Origin of the sequence: Halovulum marinum, from assembly GCF_009697225.1 — a bacterium.
Taxonomy (GTDB): domain Bacteria; phylum Pseudomonadota; class Alphaproteobacteria; order Rhodobacterales; family Rhodobacteraceae; genus Halovulum; species Halovulum marinum.
On sequence record NZ_WIND01000001.1, the window covers coordinates 411561 to 436783 of the forward strand.

Consider the following 25223-nt stretch of genomic DNA (forward strand, 5'->3'; position numbering starts at 1 on the left):
CTCAGCCGCAGCTGAGCGCGCGCCGCTCGCTGCCTGCCTTTTGCAGCAGGTCGGGCGCGGCGCCGGGGAACCGGATGCCGACCTCGGACAGGGTCAGGCAGGCTTCCTCGACCCGGCCGATCCGCCCCAGCGCGACGCCCAGACGGTACAGCGCCTCGGGCGCCTTCGCCCCTTCGGGCGAGCCGGAGAAACTGTCCAGGTAGCTGCGCGCCGCGTTGCTCCAGTCGCCCTGCGCCGCCAGCGCCTCGCCGCGCCAGAACGCGGCCTCGCCGGCCAGCGGGCCGCCGGGATAGTCGGTCAGGAAGTCGCGGAAGCCCTGCGCGGCGGCGCCGAAGTCGCCGCTGCTGAACGCCGCCATCGCCGCCTCGTAGGCGTCGCGCTCGGCGATCGCCAGCTGCGGCGCGTCCGCGCCCCCCGGCAGCGCCGGCTCGGGCCCGCCCGCCTGCGGCGCGGGCTGCGGCGACACCGGCGGCAGCTCCGGCGCGGGCGCTGGCTGCGTCTCCGGCAGCGGCACGATCCCCGTCTGCGTACCCGTCTGCGTACCCGTCTGCGTGCCCGTCTGAGATCCCGTCTGAGATCCCGTCTGCGTGCCCTCCGCCGGAACGCCCTCGGACGGGCCCCCGGCCGGATCCCGGTCCGAGCGCAGCACCGGACGCACGGCGCCGGGCTCGGTGCGGGTGCCGCCGGCGGCCGCACCCGCCTCGGGGCGGTCCTCGGCGGCACGATCTTCGACCGCGGGCGCGCCCTCGCCCAGCGGCACGGTCTCGCCCAGCGTCGAGAAGTCGCCGCCCTCGAGCTCGGTCAGGCGGAACTCCAGATCGCCGATCCGGTTGGTGCCGTCGGCGACGATGCTGTCGATGCGGTACCGCAGCGCCTCGATCTGCGCGGTCAGCCGGCGCACCTCCTCCTCCAGCAGGCCGGCGCGCTCCAGCAACGGGGCGGCGTTGACCACGCCGGTGGTCGCCGGATCGGCCACCTGCAGCTCGAACCGCAACTGGCCGATCTGGTCGCGCAGGATCTGCAGTTCGGACCGGATCTCGCCCAGGGTCCGGTCGTCCGGCGCGGGTTGGGCGACAGCCGCCGCCGCCCCCAGCCAGATGGCGGAGACGGCCATCAGGATGGATCGCATGCTCAAGCTCCCTTGCTGCTTCGGGTTCGGCGGGTCAGACCCCGAGCCCGCCGGTGACCACGGTCACCGCGCGCCGGTTGCGCGACCAGCACGATTCGGCCGAGCAGGTCGCGACCGGCCGCTCCTTGCCGAACGGGATCGTCGACAGCCGGTTGTCGGGAAGGCCTCGGGTCACCAGGTAGTCGCGCACCGCGCTGGCGCGGCGCGCCGACAGGCGGAAGTTGTACTCGCGCGTGCCCTGCTCGTCGGCGTGCCCCTCGATGGTGATCGCCATCGACGGCCGCGCCAGCAGCCAGGCGGCCTGCTGGTCCAGGGTCTGCTTGGCCTCGGCGGTCAGGTCGCTCTGGTCGACGGGGAACAGCACCCTATCGCCGATGATCTGGTTGAAATAGGCCACCGAGTTCACCTCGATCGGCCGGCCGTCCGGCCCGATCACCGTCCCCGAGGTGGCCGAGGGATCGAGCCCCATGCCGCCGGGCCCGCCGGCACCGTCCGCGAACAGCGCGTCGGGATCCTCGCCCTGCGAACAGGCGCCCAGCGCCAGCGCCGCGAAAACAACAAATGCTGTCGGTTTCATCACTGCTTCACCTCTGATCGTATCCTTGCACGACGTGCGTTCCGTTCCGCGCCCTGTGTCCGCCGGGGCTTGCGGGGCGTTCTAGCATTTTTCCGGCAGGCCGCCTACTGCGCATCGCCCGGCCGCGATCAGGGCAGCAGCGACGACCAGCTGGGATCCGAGGCGAAATCCGGCGTCGGCAGCCGCTTCAGGTTCCGCCCGGTGATGTCGACGGTGAAGATGCCCGGCGCGCCGCTGTCGCCCGCGGACTCGCGGAAGAACGCGATCACGCGCCCGTTCGGCGCCCAGGTCGGACCCTCGTCCAGGAAGCTGGCGGTCAGCAGCCGCTCTTCCGAACCGTCGAGCCGCATCACGCCGATGTGGAACCGGCCGCCGACCATCTTGGTGAACGCCACCAGATCGCCCCGCGGCGACCACACCGGGGTGCCGTAGCGCCCCTGCCCGAAGCTGATCCGACGCGCCTCGCCGCCGGTCGCGGGCATCACGTAGATCTGCTGGCTGCCGCCGCGGTCGCTCTCGAACACGATCTGGCTGCCGTCGGGCGAGAAGCCGGGCTCGGTCTCGATCGCCGGGGTGTCGGTCAGCCGGCTGGACGCGCCCGAGGCCAGGTCCAGCACGTAGATGTCCGAGTTGCCCGCCTCGCCGGCGGCATAGACCACGCGCCGCCCATCGCGCGAGAACCGCGGCGCCGAGGTGAAGCCCGACACGCCCTGCAGCGGCTGCTTCTGCAGCGTGCGGGTGTCCAGGACGTACACCCGCGGCGCACCGGATTCGTACGACGTATAGACGATCCGGCTGTTGTCCGGCGACCAGCGCGGCGAGAACACGATGGCGCTGTCGTCGGTCAGGTAGCGCACGTCGGCGCCGTCCTGGTCCATCACCGCCAGCCGCTTGCGCCGGTTGTCCTTCGGGCCGCTCTCGGCGACGAACACGATCTTGCTGTCGAAATAGCCCTTCTCGCCGGTCAGCCGGGAATAGACCTGGTCGGCGACCTTGTGCGCCATCCGCCGCCAGTCATCGGCGCTGCCGACGAACTGCTGGCCCTCGCCAAGCTCGTTGTTGGCGAACACGTCGTGCAGGCGGAACTTCACCGCGACGCGGCCGTCGCCGGTGGCCGACACCGCGCCGGTCAGCAGCGCCTGGGCGTTGATCACCGTCCAGTCGCTGTACTGCACCGGCTGGTTGAAGTTGGTGATCCGCCCGATGTGCGCCGAGGCCGGCACCTCGCGGAACAGCCCCGAGCCGGTCAGATCGCGCGCGATCACCGCGGTGATGTCGGCGGCCAGGTTGGCCGATTCCGCGGTCTCGGCGACGAACTGCGGCAGCGCGATCGGCAACGGCTCGATCACGCCCTCGGTGATCTCGATGCGCAGCGGCCCGCCGCCCGACTGCGCCTGCGCGGCGGCGGCCGAAGCGGTTGCGGCGATCAGCGTCGCCGACAGCAGGGCGATCAGGTGTCTTACCATCTGGACAACATCCCTTCCGGGTCGAAAGCGACCTCGAGGTTTTTCCACTGGGCGTATTTCTCGCGCGGCAGCTGATAGCCGCCGGCCTGACAGCGAAGTAGCGCGCGGCGCGCGGCTTCAAAGGCGACGCGGATCTCGGGCCGGCTGGAGCTGGTCGGCTCGATCAGCCGCGGCGCGCCGATGATGCGCCCGTCCGGGGCCAGTTCCACCGCCACCACCACGCGCAGATCCTCGGCGTTGGCCAGGCCGGCGGGCACGTTCCAGCAGCGCTGCACGGCCAGGCGCAGCGCGTCCTTCTCGCCGGCGGTCAGCGGCGGACCCTGCGGCACCTCGGCGGCCGCCGCCGGCGGGGCGCTGGCGGGGGCGCTGGACGGGGCCGACTGCGGCTGCTCCGCGGCCGCGCTGACCGCGGCGGCGACCGCCGCGGCCTCGGCCTCGGCGCGGCGGCGCTCCTCTTCGGCGGCGCGGCGGGCGCGTTCGGCCTCGGCGGCGCGGGCCTGCTCCTCGCGCGCCTGCTCGGCGGCGGCGATCTGCGTCTCGAAATTCCGCGGCCGCGCGGGCGGAGCGGTCGAACGCAGCAGCGCATTGCCCTGCTCGGCGCCGCTTTCCTGCTCGGACGGCGGCGCCGGCGCGGATTCGGGCGCCTGCGCCGGCGGCTCCGGCGGCTGCGCCGCGGCCTGCTCGATCTCGTCGGGCGAGGCTTCGGGCGTTGCGTCGCGCTGCGCCGGCGGGCTGGGCGGCGCCGGCGGGGTGAAATCGGCGATCCGCGGCGCGGCGCGCGGCGCTGGCGGTGCCGCCAGCTGCGGGCCGCGCGGCGTCTCGGTGCGGTTGTCGAGGCCGCTGTCGGCGGGCGCCGCCATCGCCGGCGGCGCGGCGTCGGGCTGCGTGTCGGATTCCGCCGGCGCATCGACATCCACCGCCACCTCGGGCTGCGCCACCTGTTCCAGCAGGGCGCTGAGATCCGCCTCGCCGTCGCGCGCCGAGGGATCCTCGATCAGATCCTGGACGGTCTCGGACGGCGCCTGGTCGGCCGCCGGCGGCGGGCCGGCGTCGGCGCTGAACTCGGGCGCGTCGATCGACGCCACCTGCGTGTCGGCGACGCGCGGCGCCGCCTCGGGCGGCGGCGGTGCGTCCTCGGGCGGCGGCGGCGCCTGGCCCTGCGCGCCCGGCGGCGCGGTGACGATCGACACCTCGGTCACGCGGGTCACGTCGCGCAGGCGGTCGGCCTGGTACGGAACGACGAACAGTCCGGCCGCGATGGCGGCCAGGTGCAGGCCGATGGATATCTTCCAGCCCGTTCGCATCGCGGTCTCGAAACTACTCCGCTTCGGTCAGCGTCGGGCCGCCGCCATCGGTCACCAGACCGATGTTGCGGAATCCCGCCGCGTTGAGCGCGCCCATGACCTGCATCACGTCCGAATAGGACACCTGGCCGTCGGCGCGCAGAAACACTTTCCCGTCCGTGCGCTCGCCGGCGACGCTTGCCAGCAGCGTCACCAGCCGGTCCCGCGGGACCTCGGAATTCTGCACCATGATGCTGCCCTCCGCGGTCATCGCGATGGTCAGCGGCTCCTGTTCTTCCTGCTGCAGCGGCGTCGCCGCGGTCTCGGGCAGCTCGATCGGCACGCCGACCGTCAGCAGCGGCGCGGCGACCATGAAGATCACCAGCAGCACCAGCATCACGTCGACGAACGGCGTGACGTTGATCTCGGCGATGGGCCGCGCCCGCGGCCGGCCCCGGCCGCCGCCCCGCGCGCCCCGGCGCTGCATCACTCCGGCGGCCATGCTCAGGCCTCCTGGGCTTCAAGCTGGCGCGACAGGATCACCGAGAACTCGTCGGCGAACGACTCGTAGCGGGCCGAGATGGCGTCGGCGTCCGACGACAGCTTGTTGTAGAAGATCACCGCCGGGATCGCCGCCAGCAGGCCCAGCGCGGTCGCCAGCAGCGCCTCGGCGATGCCGGGCGCGACCACCGCCAGGTTGGTCGACTGCTGGATCGCGATCTCCTCGAAGGCGTACTTGATGCCCCAGACGGTGCCGAACAGGCCGACGAAGGGCGAGATCGAGCCCACCGTCGCCAGCACCCCGAGGCCGCCGTTGATCACGTCCTGCTCGCGGGCGATGGCGATGTTCATGGCGCGGTCGATCCGCGCCTGCGCCCCGGCGATCAGCCCGCCCTGCAGATTGTGCGACTTGCGCCACTCGCGCATGCCGGCGACGAAGATCTTCTCGGGCCCGCCCTCGGGCTCTTCCTCCAGTTCCTCGAAGACCTCGTCCAGCGGCTGGCCGGACCAGAACGCATCCTCGAACTCCAGCGCGCGCGTGCGCGCCTCGCGGAAGTTGAGGTGCTTCTGGATGATGATCGCCCACGACCAGACCGAGGCGAGAATCAGCAGGAACATCACGATCTTCACCGTGAGCGTCGCCCGCAGGAACAGGCCAAGCAGCGAGAAATCAATCTCGCTGGCCGATGCCAGAATTTCCGTATCCATCGCTGCTGCTCATTTTCTAGGGTCTGCCCGCGCCGGTCCCCGCCGGCTTGGGCGCACCATATCGGATTAAGCGGCGTTTGTGACCAAAATTCGCCCCGAAGTCCAGCGACCCGTGCTAATCCGCGTCGATCGCGGCAAGGGCTGCGCGAACCTCCGCCGGAAAGCGCGCGGCACGACCCTCGGTCGTCATGCAGATCACCCGCGTCAGCGCGTCGACCACCGAACGCTCGCCGACGCGGATCTGCTGCGGCAGGGCCAGGGTGGCGCCGCCGATGCGGCCCAGCCGGGTGCGGACCTGCACCAGCTCGCCGAACCGCGCCGGCGCGCGGAAGGTGACCTCGACCCGGGCGACGGCGAACACCAGCCCGTGCGCGCGCATCCGCAGCTGGTCGATGCCGGCCTCGCGTACCAGGTCCGAGCGTGCGCGCTCCAGGTACTTCAGGTAATTCGCATAGTAGACGATCCCGGCCATGTCGGTGTCTTCGTAGTAGATGCGGTATTCCGAAACGTGCATGCGCAGGTCCCTCCGATCGGCGCGTCCTGCTTGGGCATTGCCGCGCGTCGGGTCAAGCACCGCTTGCCCTCGCGCGGTGGGCCACTATGGTCGTCGAGGCGCCGCCATGGTCGTCGAGCCGCCGCCGCCCGCGCGGCCGGCGGCCGGCGGCGGCGCCAACAGGGCCGATACAGGGGCCGATATAGGGAATGACCGCCATCGCCGAGGTCCCGATCGAGACGCTGATCGCCTGCCACCAGTGCGACGCCCTGCACCGCGCCGCCGAGCCGCCGACGGGCGGCAAGGCGCGCTGCCGGCGATGCGGGACGGTGCTGATCGCGCCGCGCCGCGGCGCGCTGGTGCGGGTGCTGGCGATGGCGATCACCGTCGCAGTGCTGATGCTGGGGGCGACCTTCTTCCCGTTCCTCGGCATCACCGCCGCCGGCGTGACCAACGAAAGTTCGGTGTTCGACGCGGCGCTGGCGTTCTCGGCCGGGCCGATGGTCGGCCTGTCGATCGCGGTGGCGGCGCTGATCGTGTTCGTGCCGCTGCTACGGATGCTGCTGCTGATCTATGTGCTGGGCCCGCTGGCGGCGGGTCGCGCGGCGGCGCCGCAAGCCGCCTGGGCGTTCCGCACCGCCGAGGCGCTGCGGCCCTGGTCGATGGCCGAGATCTTCCTGATCGGCGTCGCCGTGGCGCTGGTCAAGGTCGCCGGGCTGGCGACGGTCGTCCTGGGCCCGGCGTTCTGGATGTTCGTGGCGCTGGTGATCGTGGCGGTGCTGAAGGACGGCTACATGTGCCGGTGGTCGATCTGGCAGGCGCTGGAACGGTCGGCGCGGTGACCGGAGCTGTGACCGGAGCGGCGATCAGCGCGCGCGACGCCGGGCTGGTGGCGTGCACGCGCTGCACGCGGGTCTGGCCGCAGGGCCAGGCGCGCTGCGGGCGCTGCGGCAGCCGGCTGCGGTCGCGCGATCTGCACAGCATGCAGCGGGTCTGGGCGTGGTGGGCGGCCGGGCTGCTCGCCTATGTGCCGGCGAACCTCTACCCGATGCTGCGCACCCACACCCTGTTCACCACCCAGGAAAACACCATCGTCGGCGGCGCGGTGGAACTGGCCGCGGGCGGCTCGCTGGGCGTCGCCGCGGTGATCCTGATCGCCAGCGTCGCGATCCCGGTCGGCAAGTTCGGCGCGATCGCCTTCCTCGCGATCTCGATCCACGGGCGGCAGCGGCATTCCGGCCACCGGCGGCACCGGCTGTACGAGATGGTCGAGTTCGTCGGCCGCTGGTCGATGATCGACGTGTTCGTGGTCGCGATCCTGTCGGCGCTGGTCCAGCTCGGCTCGCTGGTCAGCATCCGGCCCGGACCGGCGGCGGTCACCTTCGCGCTGTCGGTTGTGTTCACCATGCTCTCGGCGCAAAGCTTCGATTCACGCTTGATCTTCGACCAGACCGGACAGGAGCAGGACGCCGCATGACCGACCAGATCCCCGAGCCGCAGATGTCGGGCCCGCGTCCCGGCCCGCTGCAGCGGCTGTCGCCGGTCTGGCTGGTGCCGTTGGGCGCGGTGGTGATCTCGCTGCTGCTGGCGTGGCAGAACTACGCCAGCCGCGGCCCGGTGATCGAGATCCTGTTCGAGAACGCCTCCGGTGTCGTCGCCAAGCAGACCACGCTGCGCTACCGCGACGTGCCGGTGGGCGTGGTCGAGAAGGTGCAGTTCGCCGCCGGGCTGGAATCCGTGGTCGTCGCGGTGCGGCTGGATGCCGACATCGCGCCCTTCGTCGACGAGGGCAGCCAGTTCTGGGTGGTCCGGCCGCAGGTCACCGCGCGCGGCGTCAGCGGGCTCGATACGGTGATCTCCGGCGTCTACATCGAGGGCGTGTGGGACACCGAACCGGGTCGCGCCGGCAGCCGTTTCACCGGGCTGGAGCAGGCGCCGACGGCGCGTTCGGACCAGGAGGGGCTGACGGTCACCCTGCGCTCGCGCGGCGGCGAGGGCCTGTCCGAGGACACGCCGGTGCTCTACCGCGGCATCGAGGTCGGCCGCGTCGGCCGGCCGGAACTGGCGCAGGACGGCCAGTCGGTGATCGCCGAAGCGTTCATCCGCGCGCCCTACGCGCAGCACGTCAGCAGCGCGACCCGGTTCTGGAACACCTCCGGGTTCCGGCTGACCTTCGGACCGCGCGGCGCCCAGCTCGACGTGTCCAGCCTGGCGTCGCTGGTCTCGGGCGGGGTCAGCTTCGACACCGTGATCAACGAATCGCAGGCGGTGGCGCCGGGCGAGGTGTTCGAGCTGTTCGGCTCCGAGGAGGACGCGCGCTCCAGCCTGTTCTCCGGCACCGGGACCGAGCCGGTGCGCCTGTCGATGGTGTTCGAGGGCGACACCGGCGGGCTCGACGCCGACGCCAGCATCGAGCTGGGCGGCGTCGTCGTCGGCGCGGTCGCCGCGGTCGGCGGGCTGGTGGACGAGGACCGGTTCGGCGACCGCCGGGTGCGGATGCTGGCCACTGCCGAGCTGGACCCGGGCAAGCTCGGCTTCGCCGGCCCCGACGCCGAGGCCGAGACCTACAACTTCCTTGCCGGCTCGGTAGAGCGCGGCATGCGCGCCCGGCTGACGCCGGCCAGCATCCTGACCGGCGGGCTGAAGGTGGTGATCGAGCAGGTCGAGCAGGCCGCGCCGGCGGCGCTGGGCGGCAGCGAAACCCCGTTCCCCGAATTCCCCACCCTGCCCTTCGACGGCCAGGGCGACGGCAACTCGGTCGAGGGGCTGATCGACCGCGTCGCGGCGCTGCCGTTCGAGGAACTGCTCGACCAGACCATCGGCGTGCTGGACAACGCCAACCGGATCCTGGCCGACGACAACCTCCGCCGGGTCCCGCGCGAGGCCGCCGATCTGCTGGCCTCGGCGCGCGAGGTGGTCGCCTCGGACCAGCTGCAGGCGCTGCCGGGCCAGGTCGGCAACCTGCTGGGCAGCCTGGAATCCGCCGCCGGCCAGGCCGAGGGCCTGATCGCGCAGCTTGCCGAGGCCGACGCCGCCGGGCGGCTGGCGCAGGCGCTGGACGCCGCCGCGCGGGCGGCCGACGGCATCGCCGCCACCGCCGACGACCTGCCGGACCTGGTCGCCGACCTGCGCGGGCTTGCCGCACGGGTGCAGGAACTGCCGCTCGACGACGTGGTGGCAAGCGCCGACGGCCTGCTGGTCGACGCCCGTGCGGTGCTGTCCGACCCGGCGATCCAGGGCATTCCGGCGCAGGTCGGATCGGCGCTGACGGACTTGGGCGCGGCGGTCGCCGACGCCCGCGCGCTGGTCGCGGGCATCGCCGAGGGCGGCGCCGCCGACGATCTGACCGCCACGCTGGCCGGCGCGCGCCGGATCGCCGACGATCTCGCCGCCGCGTCCGGGCAGGTGCCGCAGCTGGTCGGGCGGCTCGACGCCGTCGCCGCCGACGTGCAGTCGATCGCGCTGGCCGAGATCGCGGCCAACGCCGACGGGCTGCTGACCGACGCGCGCAGCGTACTGGGCGATCCGGCGATCAAGGCCATCCCGGCGCAGGTCGGGACCGCGCTGGCCGATGTCGGCGCCGCGGCCGCGGACGCCCGCGCCGCGCTCGCCACGGTCACCGACACAGGCGCGGTCGAGGATCTGGCCGCGACGCTGGCCAGCGCGCGCGCGGTGGCCGACGATCTTGCCGCCGCCTCGGACCGGGTGCCGGCCCTGCTCGGCCGCATCGACGCCGCCGCCGCCAACGTGCAGGACCTGCCGCTGGAGCGGATCGGCACCGAGCTTGCCGCCGTGCTGGAGAACCTGCGCGGGATCACCGCCTCGGACGCCGCGCAGGCGCTGCCGGCGCAGGCCGCCGACGCGCTCGCCACGCTCGACGCCGCGCTGCAGCGCGCGCGCGATCTGCTGTCCGCGGTCGACGCCGAGCAGCTGTCGGCGGACCTGAGCCTGACGCTGACCGATGCGCGCCGCGCCGCGGCCTCGGTCGCCGACGCCACCGATGCGCTGCCGGGCCTGACCGCGCGGCTGGACAACATCGCCGCCCGGGTCGAGCAGGTGCCGCTGGACCAGCTCGCCGCCGAGGCCGAGGCGCTGCTGGCGGACGTGCGGCGGGTGGTCGGCACCGACGACGCACGGGCGCTGCCCGGCGCGCTGAACGGTGCGCTGGCGCAGGTCGAGGCGATGCTGGGCGATCTGCGCGAGGGCGGCGTGGCCGAGAACACCAACGCCACGCTGGCCGCCACCCGCGAGGCCGCCGAATCGATCGCCGCCGCCGCGGAAAGCCTGCCGGCGCTGGCCGGGCGGCTGCAGGTGCTGTCCGATCAGGCGCGGACGACGCTGTCCTCGCTCGACGCCGAATCGCGGCTCTACGCCGAGATCCGCGCGATGCTGGGCGCGGTCGAGACCGCCGCCCGCGCGGTCAACTCGCTGACCCGCTCGATCGAGCGCAATCCGAATTCGCTGCTGCTGGGACGATGACATGACATCAAGAATTGCCACCACCCTGCTGGCGCTGGCCCTGGCCGGCTGCGGCTCGACCGAGGGCCCGCTGCGCTACGAGGTGCCGATCCCCGCCCCGCAGGAGCGGGTGCGGATCGCCGCCGGCTCGGTCGAGCTGCGCGAGGTGACGCTGCCGCTCTATGCCGAGCTGGAGACGATCCACTACGCCGCCGCCGACCGCAGCCTGCGCTCGGACACCGAGGTCCTGTGGGCGGACGATCCGGTGCGCGCGGTGGCGCGCGGGCTGGTCGAAAGCCTGTCGGCGCTGACCGGCGCGCGGGTCGCGGAAAGCCCCTGGCCGCTGGCCGAGCAGCCCGACGCCGAGCTCGAGGTGCGCTTCGACAGGCTGGTGGCGGATGCCGACGGCATCTTCCGCGCCTCGGGGCAGTACTACATCGCGCGGCGCGGCGCGGACGGGGCCGACGTCGCCCGGAGCTTCGCGGCGTCGGCGCCCTATGCCGGCACCGACCTGTCCTCGCTGGCGGCGGCGAAGGGCGCGGTGATCGCCCAGGTGGCGCGCCAGATCGCCGAAGGCGGGCTGTAGCCGGGCTTGGCCGGACTGCGGGCGGGGGGGGCCGCCCCTGCGGGGCGGCGGATGCCTCCGGCGGGGATATTTCGGGGACGTGGAAGGGCGCGCGCAGAGCGCCCCGCCGGGGCCGTCCGCGGCGGCGTCAGGCGCGGGCGGCGGCGCGGTCCAGCACCGTGTTCAGGCGGAACGCGGCCTCGATCAGCTCGCGGGTGTAGGCGCTTTGCGGCGCGTCGAAGATCCGGTCCACCGGGCCCTGTTCGACCACCTTGCCCTCCTTCATCACGATCACCGTGTCCGACAGCGCGCGCACCACCGCCAGGTCGTGGCTGATGAAGATGTAGCTCAGGCCGAACTCGCGCTGCAGGTCGCGCAGCAGCTCGATCACCTGCGCCTGCACCGAGCGGTCCAGCGCCGAGGTCGGCTCGTCCAGCACCACCACCTTGGGCCGCAGGATCACCGCGCGGGCGATGGCGATGCGCTGGCGCTGCCCGCCCGAGAACTCGTGCGGGAAGCGGTTGCGCATGTTCGCCTCGAGCCCGACCGCCTTCAGCGCCTCGGCGGCGCGCGCCTCGCGGTCCCGGCCGGACAGCTCGGGCTGGTGCACCAGCAGCCCCTCGGTGATGATCTCGCCCACGGTCATCCGCGGCGACAGCGACCCGTAAGGGTCCTGGAACACCATCTGCAGCGCCTTGCGGTGCTTGCGCATCGCCGACCTGTCCAGCCCCGAGATCCGCGCGCCCTGAAACACCACCGTGCCCTCGGACGGCAGCATCTGCAGCAGCGCCCGCCCGAAGGTGGACTTGCCCGAGCCGGATTCGCCGACGATGCCGATGGTCTGCCCCTCGCGCAGCTGGATGTCCAGCCCGTCGACCGCGCACAGCTCGTCATGGCCGAACAGGCCCTTGCTGCGGGTGAAGGTCACGCGCACGCCGTCGGCCTGAAGCAGCACCGGCGCCGACGGCACCGGGTCCTTGCGGCCGTGCGGCTCGGCCGCCAGCAGCATCTTCGTGTACGCGTGCTGCGGGTCGGCGAAGATCCGCGTCACCGGGCCCTCCTCCATCACCGCGCCCTTGCGCATCACGTAGACCCGGTCGGCGAACGCCTCGACGATGGTCAGATCGTGGGTGATGAACAGGATCGCCATGCCCAGCTTCTTCTGCAGCTGCGCCAGCAGCGCCAGGATCTCGGCCTGGATGGTCACGTCCAGCGCGGTGGTCGGCTCGTCGGCGATCAGCAGGTCCGGATCGCCCGACAGCGCCATCGCGATCATCACCCGCTGGCGCTGGCCGCCCGACAGCTCGTGCGGATAGGCGCGCAGCTTGCGCTCGGGCTCGGGGATCATCACCAGCTTCAGCAGCTCCAGCGCGCGGGCGCGGGCCCTGCGGGCGCTCAGGCCCTCGTGCTCGATCATCGGCTCGATCAACTGGTCGCCGATCCGGTACAGCGGATCCAGCGAGGTCATCGGCTCCTGGAAGATCATGGTGATCTTCTTGCCGCGCAGCTGGTTCAGCTTGCGCGGGCTCAGGCCCAGCAGTTCCTGATTGCGGAACCTCGCCGAGCCCTGCGCCCTGCCGTTGGACGACAAAAGACCCATCGCCGCCATCATGATCTGGCTCTTGCCCGAGCCGCTTTCGCCGACCACCGCGACGGTCTCGCCGGGATCGACGTGCATCGAGGTGCCGCACACCGCGTGCACCTCGCCGTCGGGGGTGTCGAAGCGCACATGCATGTCGGTCAGCTTGAAGATCGGCGCCATCTCAGCGGTCCTTCGGATCGAGCGCGTCGCGCAGGCCGTCGCCCAGGAAGTTCAGCGCGAACAGCAGCAGGGTCAGCGTGGCGGCGGGGAAGAACAGCATGTAGGCGTCGCCGCGCATGTTCTTGGCCCCTTCCGAAATCAGCACCCCCAGCGAGGTCAACGGCTCCTGCACGCCCAGGCCCAGGAACGACAGGAACGATTCCAGCAGGATCACCTTGGGGATCAGCAGCGTCATGTAGATGATCACCGGCCCCAGCGTGTTGGGAATGATGTGCCGCCGCAGGATCCCGGCGGACCGCACCCCCAGCGCCTCGGCCGCCTGCACGAACTCGCGGTTCTTCAGGCTCAGCGTCTGGCCGCGCACGATCCGCGCCATGTCCAGCCATTCGACCGCGCCGACGGCGATGAACATCAGCACCACGTTGCGGCCGAAGAACACCACCAGCAGGATCACGAAGAAGATGAACGGCAGCGAGTACAGCACGTCGACGACGCGCATCATGAAATTGTCCACGCGCCCGCCGACGAACCCGGCGGTGGCGCCGTAAAGCACGCCGATCAGCAGCGCGACACTTGTGGCCAGCGCGCCGATCATCAGCGACACCCGGACCGAGATCAGCGTCCGCGCCAGCAGGTCGCGGCCGTTCGCGTCGGTGCCGAAATAGAAGTGCAGCCGTTCGACGTCCGCCTCCATCACCACCGACTGCCCGTCGGCCGAGGTCTCGGCGATGCGCGAATTCGCGAACAGGTCCGAGCGGTCCAGGTAGCGGGTCACCCGCGGGTCGATCTCGCGCGACGAGGACGCCTCGACGCGGATCGTGCCGCCGTCGACGGTGATCTGCCCCAGATCCAGCCGGGCGCGGGCCAGCGCGCTTTCGGCCAGCGCCGGGATCTCGTCGGATTTCGGATAGCCCTCCAGGCTGGCCGGCACCTTCACGAACTCCGGATAGACCTCGGCGTAGTGGTGGTTGGTGATCTCGGGGCCGATGATCCCGGCAAGAATATAGAAGATCAGCACGGCCAGCGAGATCATCGCCAGCGTGTTGCGCTTCAGGCGCAGGAAGGCGGTGGCCCAGAGCGAGCGGGACGGACGCGCGGGCGCCTCCTGGTCCAGCGACAGGGCGGTGCGGTCAGTCATAGCAAACCCTCGGATCCAGCGCGGCGTAGGCCAGATCGACAAGCAGATTGAACAGGACGACAAAGACGGCGACGATGATCACCGTGCCCATCACCAGCGTGTAGTCGCGGTTCAGCGCGCCCTGCACGAAATAGCGGCCGATGCCGGGGATGCCGAAGATCTGCTCGACCACGATCGAGCCGGTCAGCAGCGCGGCGGCGGCCGGGCCAAGATAGGTGACGGCGGGCAGGCTGGCGGCGCGCAGCGCGTGGTAGATCACGATCCGCCGGGTCGGCAGGCCGTAGGCGCGCGCGGTGCGGACATGGTCCGAGCGCAGCGCCTCGATCATCGCGCCGCGGATCAGCCGGGCGACCACCGCGACCTGCGGCAGCGCCAGCGTGACCACCGGCAGCAGCATGTGCTCGGGGCTCCAGTTCTGCCAGCCGCCGGCGGGCAGCAGGTCCAGCCAGACCGCGAAGATCAGCGCCAGCACCGGCGCGACGACGAAGTTCGGCACGGTGATGCCGAAAGTCGCGACCGAGATCACCAGATAGTCGACCCAGGAATTCTGCCGCAGCGCCGCGACGCAGCCCAGCGTGGCGCCGACGATGAACGCCAGCAGCAGCGCCGACAGGCCCAGCTGGATCGACACCGGCAGCCCCGAGCCCAGCAGCTCGTGTACCTTGAAGTCGCGATAGACGAAGCTCGGCCCCATGTCGCCGCGCGCCAGGTTGCCCAGGTACATCAGGTACTGCTCGTGCAGCGGGCGGTCGAGGCCGAATGTGGCGTTCAGGTTCGCCATCACTGACGGCTCCAGCGTGCGCTCCTGGTCGAACGGGCCGCCGGGGGCGACGCGCATCAGGAAGAACGCGGCGGTGATGATGAAGAACAACGTCGGAACGGCGCCCAGCAGGCGCTTGAGGGCATAGGACAGCATGGGCCGGGGCTCTCCTGCAACGGGTCGGGCAACATGCCCGGCGAGCCGCCGGCGCCCCGGGCGGACCCGGGGCGCCGGCAATGGCTCGAATCACTCGGCGATCGACATCCAGCGCGTCGCGTGCGCGTTCTGGATGTTGTCCTCCCAGCCCTGCAGCTTGTCCGAGACCAGGCTGCGCGAGGAGTAGAACAGCAGCGGGATCTGCGGCAGGTCGCGCAGGAACACCGCCTCGGCCTCGGCCAGGATGTCGGCGCGGGCGGCCAGGTCGGTCTCGGCGGCGGCCTTGTCCATCAGCGCGTCGTATTCCGGGTTCTCGTAGTTGCCGTAGTTGAACCCGGTGTTGTGCGACTCGTTGAGGAACAGGAAGTTCTGCGGGTCGGAATAGTCGCCGATCCAGCCGGCGCGGGCCACGTCATGCACCTTGTCGTCGCGCAGCATGGCGTAGTGCGCCGAGGCGTCGCGCACGTTGAAGGTGGTCTCCACCCCCAGCGTCGCCCACATGTCCGCGATCGCGGTCGCGGTGTTCTTGTGGTTCTCCGAGGTGTTGTAGCTGATCTCGATCTGCAGCGGGTTGTCGGGGCCGTAGCCGGCCTCTTCCATCAGCGCGATGGCCTGGTCCTCGCGGTCCAGCATCGAGGTCTCGGCATAGTCCAGCTGCGGCGCGTCCTCGGTGTAGTTGCCGATCCCCGGCGGCACCCAGCTGTAGGCGGGCACCATGGTGCCGCTCCAGATCTCGTCGGCCAGGAACTCGCGGTCGATGACCATCGACAGCGCCTGGCGCACCTTCGGATCGGACAGGTGCTCGCGCTTGGTGTTGATGCCGTAGTAGTAGACGCCCAGGTACGGCGCGATGCGCAGCTGCTCGCCCAGCGTCTCGCGCAGGCGCGGGATCTGCTCGCCCGGCACGTCCGAGCAGGAATGCACCTCGCCGGCCTCGAAGCGGCGCACGCAGGTGGCGCGGTCCTCGAACGGGGTGAACTCGATGCGCTCGATCGAAACCTGGTCGGCCTCGCGGAAGCTGTCCGACCTGGTCAGCACGATCTTGTCGTTGGGCACGAACGATTCCAGCGTGTAGGCGCCGTTCGAGACCATGTTCTCGGGCTGCACGAAATCGGCGCCGTACTCCTCGACGCTCGCCGGATGCACCGGCAGCGCGGTCTGGTGCTGCAGCAGTTCGACGAAATAGGGCGTCGGCTGCTCGAGGGTGATCTCCAGCGTGCGCTCGTCCACCGCCCTCACGCCCAGGGTGTCGATCTCGGCCTCGCCGGCGTTGATCGCCTCGGCATTCTTGATCGGGTAGAGGATGCTGGCGTACTTCGCCGCCGTCGCCGGATCCTGGATCCGCTTCAGCGAGTAGACGAAATCCTCCGCCGTCACCGGATCGCCGTTCGACCAGGTGGCGTCGTCGCGCAGGTTGAAGGTGTAGGTCAGCCCGTCCTCGCTGATGTCCCAGCTTTCGGCCACGCCGGGAATGATCTGCGCCTTCTCGTCGTAGACCACCAGCCCCTCGTAAAGGTCGCGCAGCAGGTTCGCCTCGGTCACGGTCGAGGTCTTGTGCTGGTCCAGCGTCTCGGGGTCGCCGTCGGTGCCCCGGATGTAGGTCTGCGCCATGGCGGGACCGGCCAGCGCGGCGGTGATCGCACCCGCCGCCGCAAAGGCGCTGAATTGCCTGAACAGCATATCGTTCTCTCCCTTCAAAAATCGTTGGGTGGCCGCATGCTGGCACAAGCCCCGAGGCTTCACAATGTTGCCACCTGCGCTGACGTGACGGCACGTCAACCGGTGCGAAGATGACGCTTTCGTGACGTGCGGAATGTTGCCGCAAGGCGGGCGCGCGCGCACGGAAATTCCGGCCGCCCGCTGCGTACGGAAACCGGGCCGTCGGCGGCGCGGATTCTCTCGCAGTTGCACACAGGCGGGTTTCCGCCCGAGGCTCAGCCCCCGGGGCGGCCCAGCAGCAGCCCGGCGCGGGCCGCCAGCCGGTGCGCGTGCGCCGGCTCGGTGCTGGCGGCGGGCAGCACCGGGTCGTAGGCCGCCCGGATCAGCGCCGCGATGTCCGGCCGCGCCGCGGTGTGGCCGCTGCCGGTCACGGTGGCCAGCGGGCTTTCGGTGGCGAAGGCGGTGTCGGACCACAGCAGCATGCTCTGCACCATCTGCCCGCTGGCCAGGGTCTGCGCCGGCAGCGCCGCCAGTGCGGCGTCCATCCGCAGCAGGATGGTGCACAGGCTGATCGCGCCGTCGGCGTCGAAGCGGAAGCTGCGGTACTGGTTCGCCCGCGCCCGCCGCAGCCGCTCCAGCAGCGGCGCCAGATCGGGCAGCAGCCGGTCCAGGTTCGGCACTCCCGCCAGCTCGGCCCAGTCGCGGACGAAGAAGATCAGCAGGTTCGCGCCGAACTCCGGGTCGGTTTCGGCGACCGGCAGATCGCCCAGCGCCGCGGTGGCGCGCAGCGCGTCCTTGATCGGGTCCAGCGAGGCGTCTTCGGTGCCGAACACCACCGGCGCCAGCGGCCGGCCCCAGCGGGCGAAGCGGAAGCTGCCGTCGCCGCGGGTGAACAGCGCCTCGACGGTCTCGGGGGTGATCCGGGGGATACTGGCGGGAGTCATGGCGGGGGTCATGGCGCGGGCCTCCTTCGCGGTCGCGCCGGTCATAGGGCGCGCGCCGCGGGCGGTAAACCCGTCGCGCCCGCCGCGGGCACTACTTGCCGCCGAACAGCGAGGGCTGCTCGCGCGGCGCCGGCGCCGCCAGCCCCAGGTGCCGCCACGCCGCCGCGCCCAGCTGCCGGCCGCGCGGCGTGCGCTGCACCAGCCCCTGCTGCAGCAGGAACGGCTCGATCACCTCCTCGATCGCGTCGCGCGCCTCGGACAGCGCGGCGGCGATGGTCTCGACCCCGACCGGCCCGCCGCCGTAGTGCTCGGCCAGCAGGCCCAGGTAGCGGCGGTCGGCGCTGTCGAGGCCAAGCTCGTCGACCCCCAGCCGGGTCAGCGCGCGGTCGGCGATGGCCTGCGTCACCTTGCCGTCGCCCTCGACTACGGCGAAATCGACCACCCGGCGCAGCAACCGCCCGGCGATCCGCGGCGTGCCGCGGGCGCGGCGGGCGATCTCGCGCGCGCCGTCCGGCGTCGCCTCGGCCTGCAGCAGGCGGGCGCCGCGGGTGACGATGCTGACCAGCTCGTCGACGGTGTAGAACTCCAGCCGCACCGGGATGCCGAAGCGGTCGCGCAGCGGCGTTGTCAGCAGCCCCAGCCGGGTGGTGGCGCCGACCAGCGTGAACGGCGGCAGGTCGATGCGCACGGTGCGCGCCGCCGGCCCCTCGCCGATCACCAGGTCCAGCGCGTAATCCTCCATCGCCGGATACAGCACCTCCTCGACCACCGGGTTCAGCCGGTGGATCTCGTCGATGAACAGCACGTCGCGGGCTTCGAGGTTCGTCAGGATCGCCGCCAGGTCGCCCGCCTTCGCCAGCACCGGCCCCGAGGTCATGCGGAAGCTGACGCCCAGCTCGCGCGCCATGATCTGCGCCAGCGTGGTCTTGCCCAGGCCGGGCGGGCCGTAGAACAGCGCGTGGTCCATCGCCTCGCCCCGGCGGCGGGCGCTCTCGATGAACACGGCGAGGTTGGCGCGCGCCTCGGCCTGGCCGGTGAACTCGGCCAGCGACTGCGGGCGCAGCGCGCGGTCGGCGTCCTCGGGGCGGGCGGTGCCGCGCAGCGCCGGGTCGGGCAGCGCCGGATCGGGCCGGGCCGGATCGGGCCGGGTCGGGTCGGGGGCGTCGGTCATCGGCTCATCCCTTCGGCGCCAGCAGGCGCAGCGCGCCGCGGATCAGCCCGGCGGCATCCGCGGCGCCGGCATCCTCGGCCTCGGCGACGGCGGTGGCGGCGTCGCCGTGCCCGTAGCCCAGGTTGACCAGCGCCGACAGCGCGTCGGCCCGGGCGCCGGCCATCGGCGCCACTTCCGGCGCGGGGCGAAAGGCCATCGCCGCCGCATCCTGCGGCGGCGCCTCCGGCGGGCCTGCCGCCGGAGCGGGGCCGGCCGTGGCCGGCCCCATGGCCGGGGTGGCGCCCGCCGCGCCCAGCGCCAGCACCGAGGGCGCCTTGTCGCGCAGCTCCATGATCACCCGGTTCGCGGTCTTCGGCCCGACCCCCGGCGCCGCCTTGATCGCGCTGGCGTCGCCCAGCGAGATCGCCCGGCCGACGCCGTCCGCGCCCAGCGTGCCGAGGATCGCCATCGCCCCCTTGGCGCCGATCCCCTGCACCGAGGTCAGCAGCCGGTGCCATTCCCTCTCGGCCAGCGTCAGGAAGCCGAACAGCGTGATCGCGTCCTCGCGCACCAGCATCTCGGTGAACAGCGACACCCACTCGCCCTGCCCCGGCAGCGCCGCCAGCGTCCGCTCCGAGCAGTACACCACATAGCCCACGCCGCCGGCATCGATCAGCGCGTGATCGCTGGCGCGATAGCCCAGCCGCCCGGTGACCCGCCCGATCATGCGCCCGCCTTCGCCAGCGCCGCGTCCAGCTTGCCGGCGAACTGCAGGTGATGCGCGTGGCACAGCGCGATCGCCAGCGCGTCGGCGGCGTCGGGGCCGGCGATCTGCGCCTGCGGCAGCTGCAGCCGCACCATGTGCTCGACCTGGCGCTTGTCGGCGTGGCCGACGCCGACCACCACCTTCTTCACCGCGTTGGGCGCGTATTCCGCCACCGGCAGCCCGGCCTCGGCCGGCGCCAGCAGCGCGATGCCGCGGGCCTGGCCCAGCTTCAGCGTGCCGGCGGCGTCCTTGTTGACGAACGTCTGCTCGACCGCGGCGCGCTCGGGCGCGTGGGCGGCGATCACCGCGGCCAGCGCGCGGTACAGCGACAGCAGCCGCAGCGCCAGGTCGGCGCCGGATGATTCGCACACGCCGTTGCCGACGTGGCTCAGCCGCGTGCCGTGCACGTCGACGATGCCCCATCCGGTGCGCCTCAGCCCCGGGTCGATGCCAATGACGCGCATGCGCGATCCTTGTGCCTGCTCATGTTCTTGTTACCGCGGCCTTAGCACGAAGCGCGAACATCTGCCAAAGGAAAAGGCTTGCGCTTCAAAAGCGACGTGATAGGACATCATTTGCGACATCCCCGCTAACTCCCTGCAAGACATGCATAAATTGCATATCTGCTATGCAGAAAACGACTTTGCGGCGGAGGCGATTCATCGCTAGGTGCGGATTATTGGCAAGGTAGCCAAGTGCGCCCAGAGAAGGATCGTGCCGATGGCCACGTCGACCCCTCCCCATCCCGCGCCGTTCGGCGCCCATGTGATCTACCGGCTTGTCCGCGCGGTCGAGGATCTGACCGGCGCGTACCACCGCTGGACCCGCCGCCAGCGCACCGCCGAGATGCTGGCGGCACTGTCGGATCACGAGCTGGACGACGTCGGCATGATCCGCGGCGAGCGCATGGCGCCGCGCTACTCGATGCTGGCCGCGCGCAAGCTCTGAGAGGCGGCGGGCGCTGCCCCGACACTGCATCGCGGGCCGCGGTCACCACCGCGCCAGCGTCAGCGTCACCCACTCGCCCAGCTGCTGCCGGTGCCGGACCGCCATCCGGTGCCCGGCATAGTGGGTCTCGACCCGCCGCGCCTGCCGCGCCAGGATCCCCGACAGGATGATCGCGCTGCCCGGCGCGGTGTGCGCGGCCATCTGCGGCGCCAGCCGGCACAGCGGCCCGGCGAGGATATTGGCGAACACCAGATCGTAGGGCGCCCGCGCGTGCAGCGCCGGGTGCCGGAAGCCGGGCGCGCAGACCACCGGCACCGCGCCGCCGGCGCGGTTGGCGGCCAGGTTGGCGCGCGCCGTCGCCACCGCCACCGGATCGATGTCCGAGGCGATCACCTGCCGCCGCCACAGCCGCCGCGCCGCCATCGCCAGCACCCCGGTGCCGCAGCCGATGTCGGCGGTGCGCCCGGCCACCAGCCCCTGCCGCGCCAGCCGCTCCAGCGACAGCAGACAGCCCCTGGTGGTGCCGTGGTGGCCGGTGCCGAACGCCATCGCCGCCTCGATCTCCAGCCCGACGCGGTTGATCGGCACCGCGCCGCGGTCGTGCCCGCCGTGGACCACGAACCGGCCCGCCGGCACCGGCGTCAGCTCGCGCCGGACCTGGGCCACCCAGTCGCGGTCGTCGAGCCTGCTGACCGCGAACGGCCGCGCGCCGTGCACCGCCGCCAGCAGGTCCAGCGCGACCGGGTCGGGGCGCTCGGTGAAAAAGGCGCCGACCTCGCGCGCCCCCGAGCCGTCCTCGATCTCGAACACGCCGACGCCGATCGGCGCCGGGTCGGCCAGCGCCTCCAGCGCCTCGGCCAGGGCGGCGGCCGGGCCTGCGCCCGGCAGGGTGGTCAGCGCGGTGAACGTGGTCATGGCGGGGTCCTCGGCTGGCGCAGGCCCCGCGATTAGACCGCCCGCGCGCATCGCGTCAAGCGCCCGCGGCGCCCCGCGCCCGGCCGCCCGCCGCCGCCATCCGGCGCCGGGTGGTCACCGGGACCGCCGGCCTCGCCCGGCCCGCGGCCTCAGCCCGCGGCGACGCCGGTGCCGAGCGGGCAGCTCACCCCGGTGCCGCCCAGACCGCAATAGCCGCCGGGGTTCTTCTCCAGGTACTGCTGGTGGTAGTCCTCGGCGTAGAAGAACGGCCCGGCCTCGGCGATCTCGGTGGTGACCGGCCCGTAGCCGGCATCGCGGAACTGCGTGCGCATCAACTCCAGCGACGCCTCGGCCGCGGCGCGCTGCGCCGGCGTGGTCCAGTAGATGCCGGAGCGGTACTGCGTGCCGACGTCGTTGCCCTGGCGCATGCCCTGGGTCGGGTCGTGCCCCTCCCAGAACACCTTCAGCAGGTGCTCGAAGCCGACCTGCGCCGGGTCGTAGACCACCAGCACGGTTTCGTTGTGGCCGGTCTGCCCCGAGCAGACCTCGCGGTAGGTCGGGTTCGGCGTCTGCCCGGCGGAATAGCCGGCGGCGGTCACCCAGACCCCGGGCAGCTGCCAAAACATCCGCTCGACGCCCCAGAAGCAGCCCATGCCGAACTGCACCTGCTCCAGCCCGTCCGGGAACGGCCCCTTCAGCGGCCGGCCGGTGACAAAATGGGTCTCGGCGGTGGGGATGGGCTCGGCCCGGCCGGGCAGCGCGGCGCCGGGGGCGGGCATTTCGGACTTCTTGCCAATGCCGAACATCGGGTTTCCTTTCGTGGTCAGGTGCTGAATCTAGGGCGCGCGGCGGCGCATACCAAGGGGCATCGCCCGGCGGCACGCGCCCGGCACGCCGCGAACACCGTCTCGTGACCGGGGCGCGATCGGCGCGGTGGCGCCGCCGGCGGCGGTGAGTACGTCTTTCACCCCGCCGGCGCCCGGCGACGCGCCCGAACCCCCGGCCCGCCGCGGCGGTTCGGCCACGCGCGGCGAAATCCCCTGTGCCGGGTCCAAATTCCGCCAAGATCGGCAATCATATCATCGGTCTAGCGTAACGATTTGCGAAGGAGGGATCGGCTGCATGCGCGCCGGCACCAAACACAGCGTTTCCCGACCGCGCGGCATCCGGGCGCTGTGCCTCGCCGCCATCGTCGCGGCGGGCGCAAGCGCCGGCGCCGCCGCCCAGACCGTGAAGCTGGTCAGCCCCTCGGGCGGGGTCGACCTGAGCGGGCGTCTGGTCGCGTTCGAGGACGGCGTCTATACGCTCGAGACACTGTTCGGCACCATCTCCGTCGCCGCCGCGCGGGTCCGCTGCATCGGCGATCCCTGCCCCGAGACCGGGCTCGACGACAGCCCCGGGGCGATCCGCATCGCCGGCGCCGACCGGCTGGCGGCGCGCGCCGTGCCCGGCCTGCTCGAGGGCTTCGCCGCCAGCCTCGGCGGCGTCGCCGCGGCGCAGGACATCCCCGGCGGCACGCTGTGGCGCGGGCTGACCGCCACCGACGCGCCGCCGCTGTTCGCCGCCGAGCTGCGCGATCTTTCCGGCGCCGACAGCCTGTCGGACACGCTGCAGGGCGGGTACGACCTGACCGTCACCGCGGTCCCGCCGCTGGGCGTGCCGCTGACCGAGGCCGACGCCGCCGCCATCGACCGGCTGGAGCGGGACGGCGCGGCCACCACCGTGGCGCTGCAGGGCGTGCTGCTGGTGGTGCACCCGCGCAACCGCATCGACAACCTGACCCCCGAGGAGATCTCGGCGCTGCTCACCGGCCGGATCGACAACTGGTCGCGGCTGGGCGGGGCCGACCTGCCGGTGCGCGTGGTCGCGCAGCCCGGCGGCGGGCTGGTCGGCGCGATCCTGCGCGACCGCTTCCTCGACGGCGGCGCGCTGGCGCTGGACGCGGACGCGCAGGTGCTGGCCGACGACGCCGCGGTCGCGGACGAGGTCGCCGAGACCCCCGGCGCGATCGGCGTCGTCGGGCTCGAGGGCGCCGGCCCGGCCAAGCCGGTCGGCATCACCGTCGCCTGCGGCCTGACCGCCGAGCCGGGAACCTTCTCGGCCAAGACCGGGGAATACCCGCTGCATCACCGGCTGGTGCTGCTCCAGACGGACGACGCCGGCGACCCCGCGCGCGCGCTGCGCGAATATGCGGCGTCCGAAGCGGCGGACGCGACGCTGCGCCGGCTCGGGCTGCTGGACATGTCGGTGGTGCGCCACGACCAGCTTGCCGCCGCGCGCCCGGTGCGGGCAGCGATCGACATCTCGCCGGACGAGGGCCAGGTGAACCTGCTGCGCGAGCTCTACATCGACATGCTGGAATGGGACCGGCTGTCCACCACCTTCCGCTTCGACCCCGACCAGCCGCTGGCGCTGTCGGCCGGCTCGGGTCCGGCGCTGGAACGTCTGGGCGCGTACCTGCGCCAGCTGCCCGCCGGCACCGAGATCGCCTTCGTCGGCTTCACCGACGGCAGCGGCAGCTTCGACGAGCGTCTGCGCCGCGCGCAGTTCCGCGCCGACGTGGTGATGAGCGCGCTGGCCGAGACGGTCGAGCCCGGTGCCCTGTCGCGGCTGCGGATCACCGGCAAGGGCTATGCCGACCTCAAGCCGGTGGGCTGCTTCGCCGACGAGCACGGCCGCCGCCTGAATCGCCGGGTCGAGGTCTGGGTCAGGCGCTAGGCGCCGCCGGCGGCGCATGGTCAGCCGTTCAGGATTTCTCCCGCCTGCTCGCAGATCGTGCGGACGATCTCGGCGACCGGTCTGATCGCGGCGATCTGGTCCACGGACTCTCCGGCCCAGATCGCCGTCTTGTCGATATCGCCCTGGGTTAGCGACAACAGGTATTCGGGCAGGATCTGATCGAGCCGCGCACGAAGCGATGCCTCGTTGCCGTGCCAGGTGCGCAGGAAATCGTTGCGGATCGCTCGGCCGGCGATCCGGTCCGGCCAGGGCGGGATCCCGAAGGCCGCGACATCGAGAATGTCGAAAACCTCGGTGAACACGGTGTCCTCGCTGCGCGCGGCGACAAGCTGCCGCTTGTACGCATCGGCAACCTCGTGACATTCCGGCGTGGCGAGCATCGCGGTGCCAAGCCATGCCCCGTCCGCGCCGGCGGACAGCACCGCGGCAAGCGCCCGCCCGCTGGCGATGCCACCGGCGGCAAGAACCGGCACCTCCGGAAATTCAGCGATCGCGCGCAGCAGAAGCGGGAACAGGTTCGAGCTGCCGGTATGGCCCCCGGCCTCGTTGCCCTGAACGACCAGGACGTCGGTGCCGGCGCGCACCGCCTGCTCGGCACTCGCGATCTCCTGAACCTGACAGATCACCCTGGCGCCCGCCGCCTTCGCGCGCGCGATCCAGGGCGACGGATCGGCGAAGGAGAACGCGAACACCGGCACCCGTTCCTCCAGCGCGACGTCGAACATGGTGGGGAAAACCGGGATCAGATGGGTGATGAAACCGACGCCGAACGGCCCGCCTTCGCTCAGATCCCGGGCCCGGGCGATCTCGTCGCGAAGCCACGCATCCCCGGCGGGGTTGGTCGCCCCGAAGAGGCCAATACCGCCGGCCTTCGTCATCGCGCCGGCCAGTCGTCCGCCACTGTGGCGGCTCATCGGGGCCGACATCAACGGGTACGACACGCCGAACAGGTCTGTAAGTCTTGTCTGGAGGCCCATCGATCCTCCATCCGATCCTTGAAATGAAGGCAAAGCCCGGCCGAGTATGCGCCACGCGCCTGTGAAGATCAACGCGGCCGGCCTACCGGAAACCGGGCTTGCGCGGGACTCGCGGCGCCCGCACCGGGG

General features: G+C 72.1%; 24 protein-coding genes. 6 read left to right on the plus strand and 18 right to left on the minus strand.

Going from position 1 to position 25223, the window contains the following annotated elements:
* Position 1: 1 nt before the first annotated feature.
* The 7 genes from ybgF to GE300_RS02145 all read right to left on the minus strand — a co-directional run bounded on the left by ybgF (position 2) and on the right by GE300_RS02145 (position 6178).
* On the minus strand, positions 2 to 1129 hold the full coding sequence (gene ybgF, locus GE300_RS02115; RefSeq protein WP_154444440.1) for a tol-pal system protein YbgF: 1128 nt from the start codon (positions 1127 to 1129) through the stop codon (positions 2 to 4).
* Between the two features lie 34 nt (positions 1130 to 1163).
* A complete protein-coding gene (pal, locus tag GE300_RS02120; protein ID WP_154444442.1) occupies positions 1164 to 1706 on the minus strand; it encodes a peptidoglycan-associated lipoprotein Pal in 543 nt (180 codons plus the stop codon).
* Between the two features lie 128 nt (positions 1707 to 1834).
* Entirely contained in the window at positions 1835 to 3172 is a 1338-nt protein-coding gene (tolB, locus tag GE300_RS02125) for a Tol-Pal system beta propeller repeat protein TolB (protein ID WP_154444444.1), read from the minus strand.
* Positions 3166 to 4476, minus strand: coding sequence for a hypothetical protein (locus tag GE300_RS02130; protein WP_154444446.1), 1311 nt, complete (start codon positions 4474 to 4476; stop codon positions 3166 to 3168). Before GE300_RS02130 ends, tolB begins: the two co-directional genes overlap by 7 nt.
* A gap of 13 nt (positions 4477 to 4489) precedes the next feature.
* Positions 4490 to 4957, minus strand: a complete 468-nt coding sequence (tolR, locus tag GE300_RS02135) for a protein TolR (RefSeq protein ID WP_154444448.1) — start codon at positions 4955 to 4957, stop codon at positions 4490 to 4492.
* 2 nt (positions 4958 to 4959) lie between these two features.
* Positions 4960 to 5664 (minus strand): protein TolQ, encoded by a 705-nt coding sequence (gene tolQ / locus GE300_RS02140; RefSeq protein ID WP_154444450.1) that lies wholly within the window; start codon positions 5662 to 5664, stop codon positions 4960 to 4962.
* 115 nt (positions 5665 to 5779) lie between these two features.
* Positions 5780 to 6178 carry a YbgC/FadM family acyl-CoA thioesterase gene (locus GE300_RS02145; protein WP_154444452.1) on the minus strand — a complete coding sequence of 133 codons (399 nt, stop codon included), beginning with the start codon at positions 6176 to 6178 and terminating at the stop codon, positions 5780 to 5782.
* Positions 6179 to 6366: 188 nt separating this feature from the next.
* Between GE300_RS02145 and GE300_RS02150 the strand changes: the two genes are divergently transcribed.
* The 4 genes from GE300_RS02150 to GE300_RS02165 are packed head-to-tail and all read left to right on the plus strand — an operon-like array spanning position 6367 to position 11201.
* Complete coding sequence (locus GE300_RS02150; protein WP_154444454.1) at positions 6367 to 6999, plus strand: paraquat-inducible protein A; 633 nt, start codon at positions 6367 to 6369, stop codon at positions 6997 to 6999.
* The gene (locus tag GE300_RS02155) at positions 6996 to 7634 is read left to right on the plus strand and encodes a paraquat-inducible protein A (RefSeq protein WP_325063063.1); all 639 of its coding nucleotides are present in this window, start codon (positions 6996 to 6998) and stop codon (positions 7632 to 7634) included. The genes GE300_RS02150 and GE300_RS02155 overlap by 4 nt, the downstream gene beginning before the upstream one ends.
* Entirely contained in the window at positions 7631 to 10636 is a 3006-nt protein-coding gene (locus tag GE300_RS02160) for an MlaD family protein (protein ID WP_154444456.1), read from the plus strand. Before GE300_RS02155 ends, GE300_RS02160 begins: the two co-directional genes overlap by 4 nt.
* Position 10637: 1 nt before the next feature.
* On the plus strand, positions 10638 to 11201 hold the full coding sequence (locus tag GE300_RS02165) for a PqiC family protein (protein WP_154444458.1): 564 nt from the start codon (positions 10638 to 10640) through the stop codon (positions 11199 to 11201).
* 127 nt (positions 11202 to 11328) lie between these two features.
* On the opposite strand, the gene GE300_RS02170 is transcribed toward GE300_RS02165, so the two are convergent.
* The 8 genes from GE300_RS02170 to ruvC form a co-directional block, all read right to left on the minus strand.
* A complete protein-coding gene (locus GE300_RS02170) occupies positions 11329 to 12942 on the minus strand; it encodes an ABC transporter ATP-binding protein (RefSeq protein ID WP_154444460.1) in 1614 nt (537 codons plus the stop codon).
* A 1-nt stretch (position 12943) separates the two neighbouring features.
* A complete protein-coding gene (locus GE300_RS02175; protein WP_154444462.1) occupies positions 12944 to 14080 on the minus strand; it encodes an ABC transporter permease in 1137 nt (378 codons plus the stop codon).
* On the minus strand, positions 14073 to 14996 hold the full coding sequence (gene oppB / locus GE300_RS02180; protein WP_154444464.1) for an oligopeptide ABC transporter permease OppB: 924 nt from the start codon (positions 14994 to 14996) through the stop codon (positions 14073 to 14075). The genes GE300_RS02175 and oppB overlap by 8 nt, the downstream gene beginning before the upstream one ends.
* Positions 14997 to 15086: 90 nt before the next feature.
* Positions 15087 to 16676, minus strand: coding sequence for a peptide ABC transporter substrate-binding protein (locus GE300_RS02185; protein WP_154444466.1), 1590 nt, complete (start codon positions 16674 to 16676; stop codon positions 15087 to 15089).
* A gap of 254 nt (positions 16677 to 16930) precedes the next feature.
* Positions 16931 to 17611, minus strand: a complete 681-nt coding sequence (locus GE300_RS02190; protein WP_233416706.1) for a hypothetical protein — start codon at positions 17609 to 17611, stop codon at positions 16931 to 16933.
* A 79-nt stretch (positions 17612 to 17690) separates the two neighbouring features.
* Positions 17691 to 18770: a Holliday junction branch migration DNA helicase RuvB gene (ruvB, locus tag GE300_RS02195; protein ID WP_154444468.1), complete on the minus strand. Its 1080-nt coding sequence runs from the start codon at positions 18768 to 18770 to the stop codon at positions 17691 to 17693.
* 4 nt (positions 18771 to 18774) lie between these two features.
* A complete protein-coding gene (gene ruvA / locus GE300_RS02200) occupies positions 18775 to 19476 on the minus strand; it encodes a Holliday junction branch migration protein RuvA (protein WP_154444470.1) in 702 nt (233 codons plus the stop codon).
* Entirely contained in the window at positions 19473 to 19979 is a 507-nt protein-coding gene (ruvC, locus tag GE300_RS02205) for a crossover junction endodeoxyribonuclease RuvC (protein ID WP_154444472.1), read from the minus strand. The genes ruvA and ruvC overlap by 4 nt, the downstream gene beginning before the upstream one ends.
* 256 nt (positions 19980 to 20235) lie before the next feature.
* Here ruvC and GE300_RS02210 point away from each other — a divergent pair, with 256 nt between their 5' ends.
* Positions 20236 to 20463, plus strand: coding sequence for a DUF1127 domain-containing protein (locus tag GE300_RS02210; protein ID WP_154444474.1), 228 nt, complete (start codon positions 20236 to 20238; stop codon positions 20461 to 20463).
* Between the two features lie 42 nt (positions 20464 to 20505).
* On the opposite strand, the gene GE300_RS02215 is transcribed toward GE300_RS02210, so the two are convergent.
* The gene (locus GE300_RS02215; RefSeq protein ID WP_154444476.1) at positions 20506 to 21378 is read right to left on the minus strand and encodes a 50S ribosomal protein L11 methyltransferase; all 873 of its coding nucleotides are present in this window, start codon (positions 21376 to 21378) and stop codon (positions 20506 to 20508) included.
* Positions 21379 to 21527: 149 nt separating this feature from the next.
* Positions 21528 to 22184, minus strand: coding sequence for a peptide-methionine (S)-S-oxide reductase MsrA (gene msrA, locus GE300_RS02220; RefSeq protein ID WP_154444478.1), 657 nt, complete (start codon positions 22182 to 22184; stop codon positions 21528 to 21530).
* 316 nt (positions 22185 to 22500) lie between these two features.
* On the opposite strand from msrA, the gene GE300_RS02225 reads away from it, so the two are divergent.
* The gene (locus GE300_RS02225) at positions 22501 to 24096 is read left to right on the plus strand and encodes a phosphate ABC transporter substrate-binding/OmpA family protein (RefSeq protein WP_154444480.1); all 1596 of its coding nucleotides are present in this window, start codon (positions 22501 to 22503) and stop codon (positions 24094 to 24096) included.
* Positions 24097 to 24116: 20 nt separating this feature from the next.
* Here GE300_RS02225 and GE300_RS02230 read toward each other — a convergent pair whose 3' ends face one another.
* Positions 24117 to 25094, minus strand: a complete 978-nt coding sequence (locus GE300_RS02230) for an NAD(P)H-dependent flavin oxidoreductase (protein ID WP_154444796.1) — start codon at positions 25092 to 25094, stop codon at positions 24117 to 24119.
* Between the last annotated feature and the right edge of the window lie 129 nt (positions 25095 to 25223).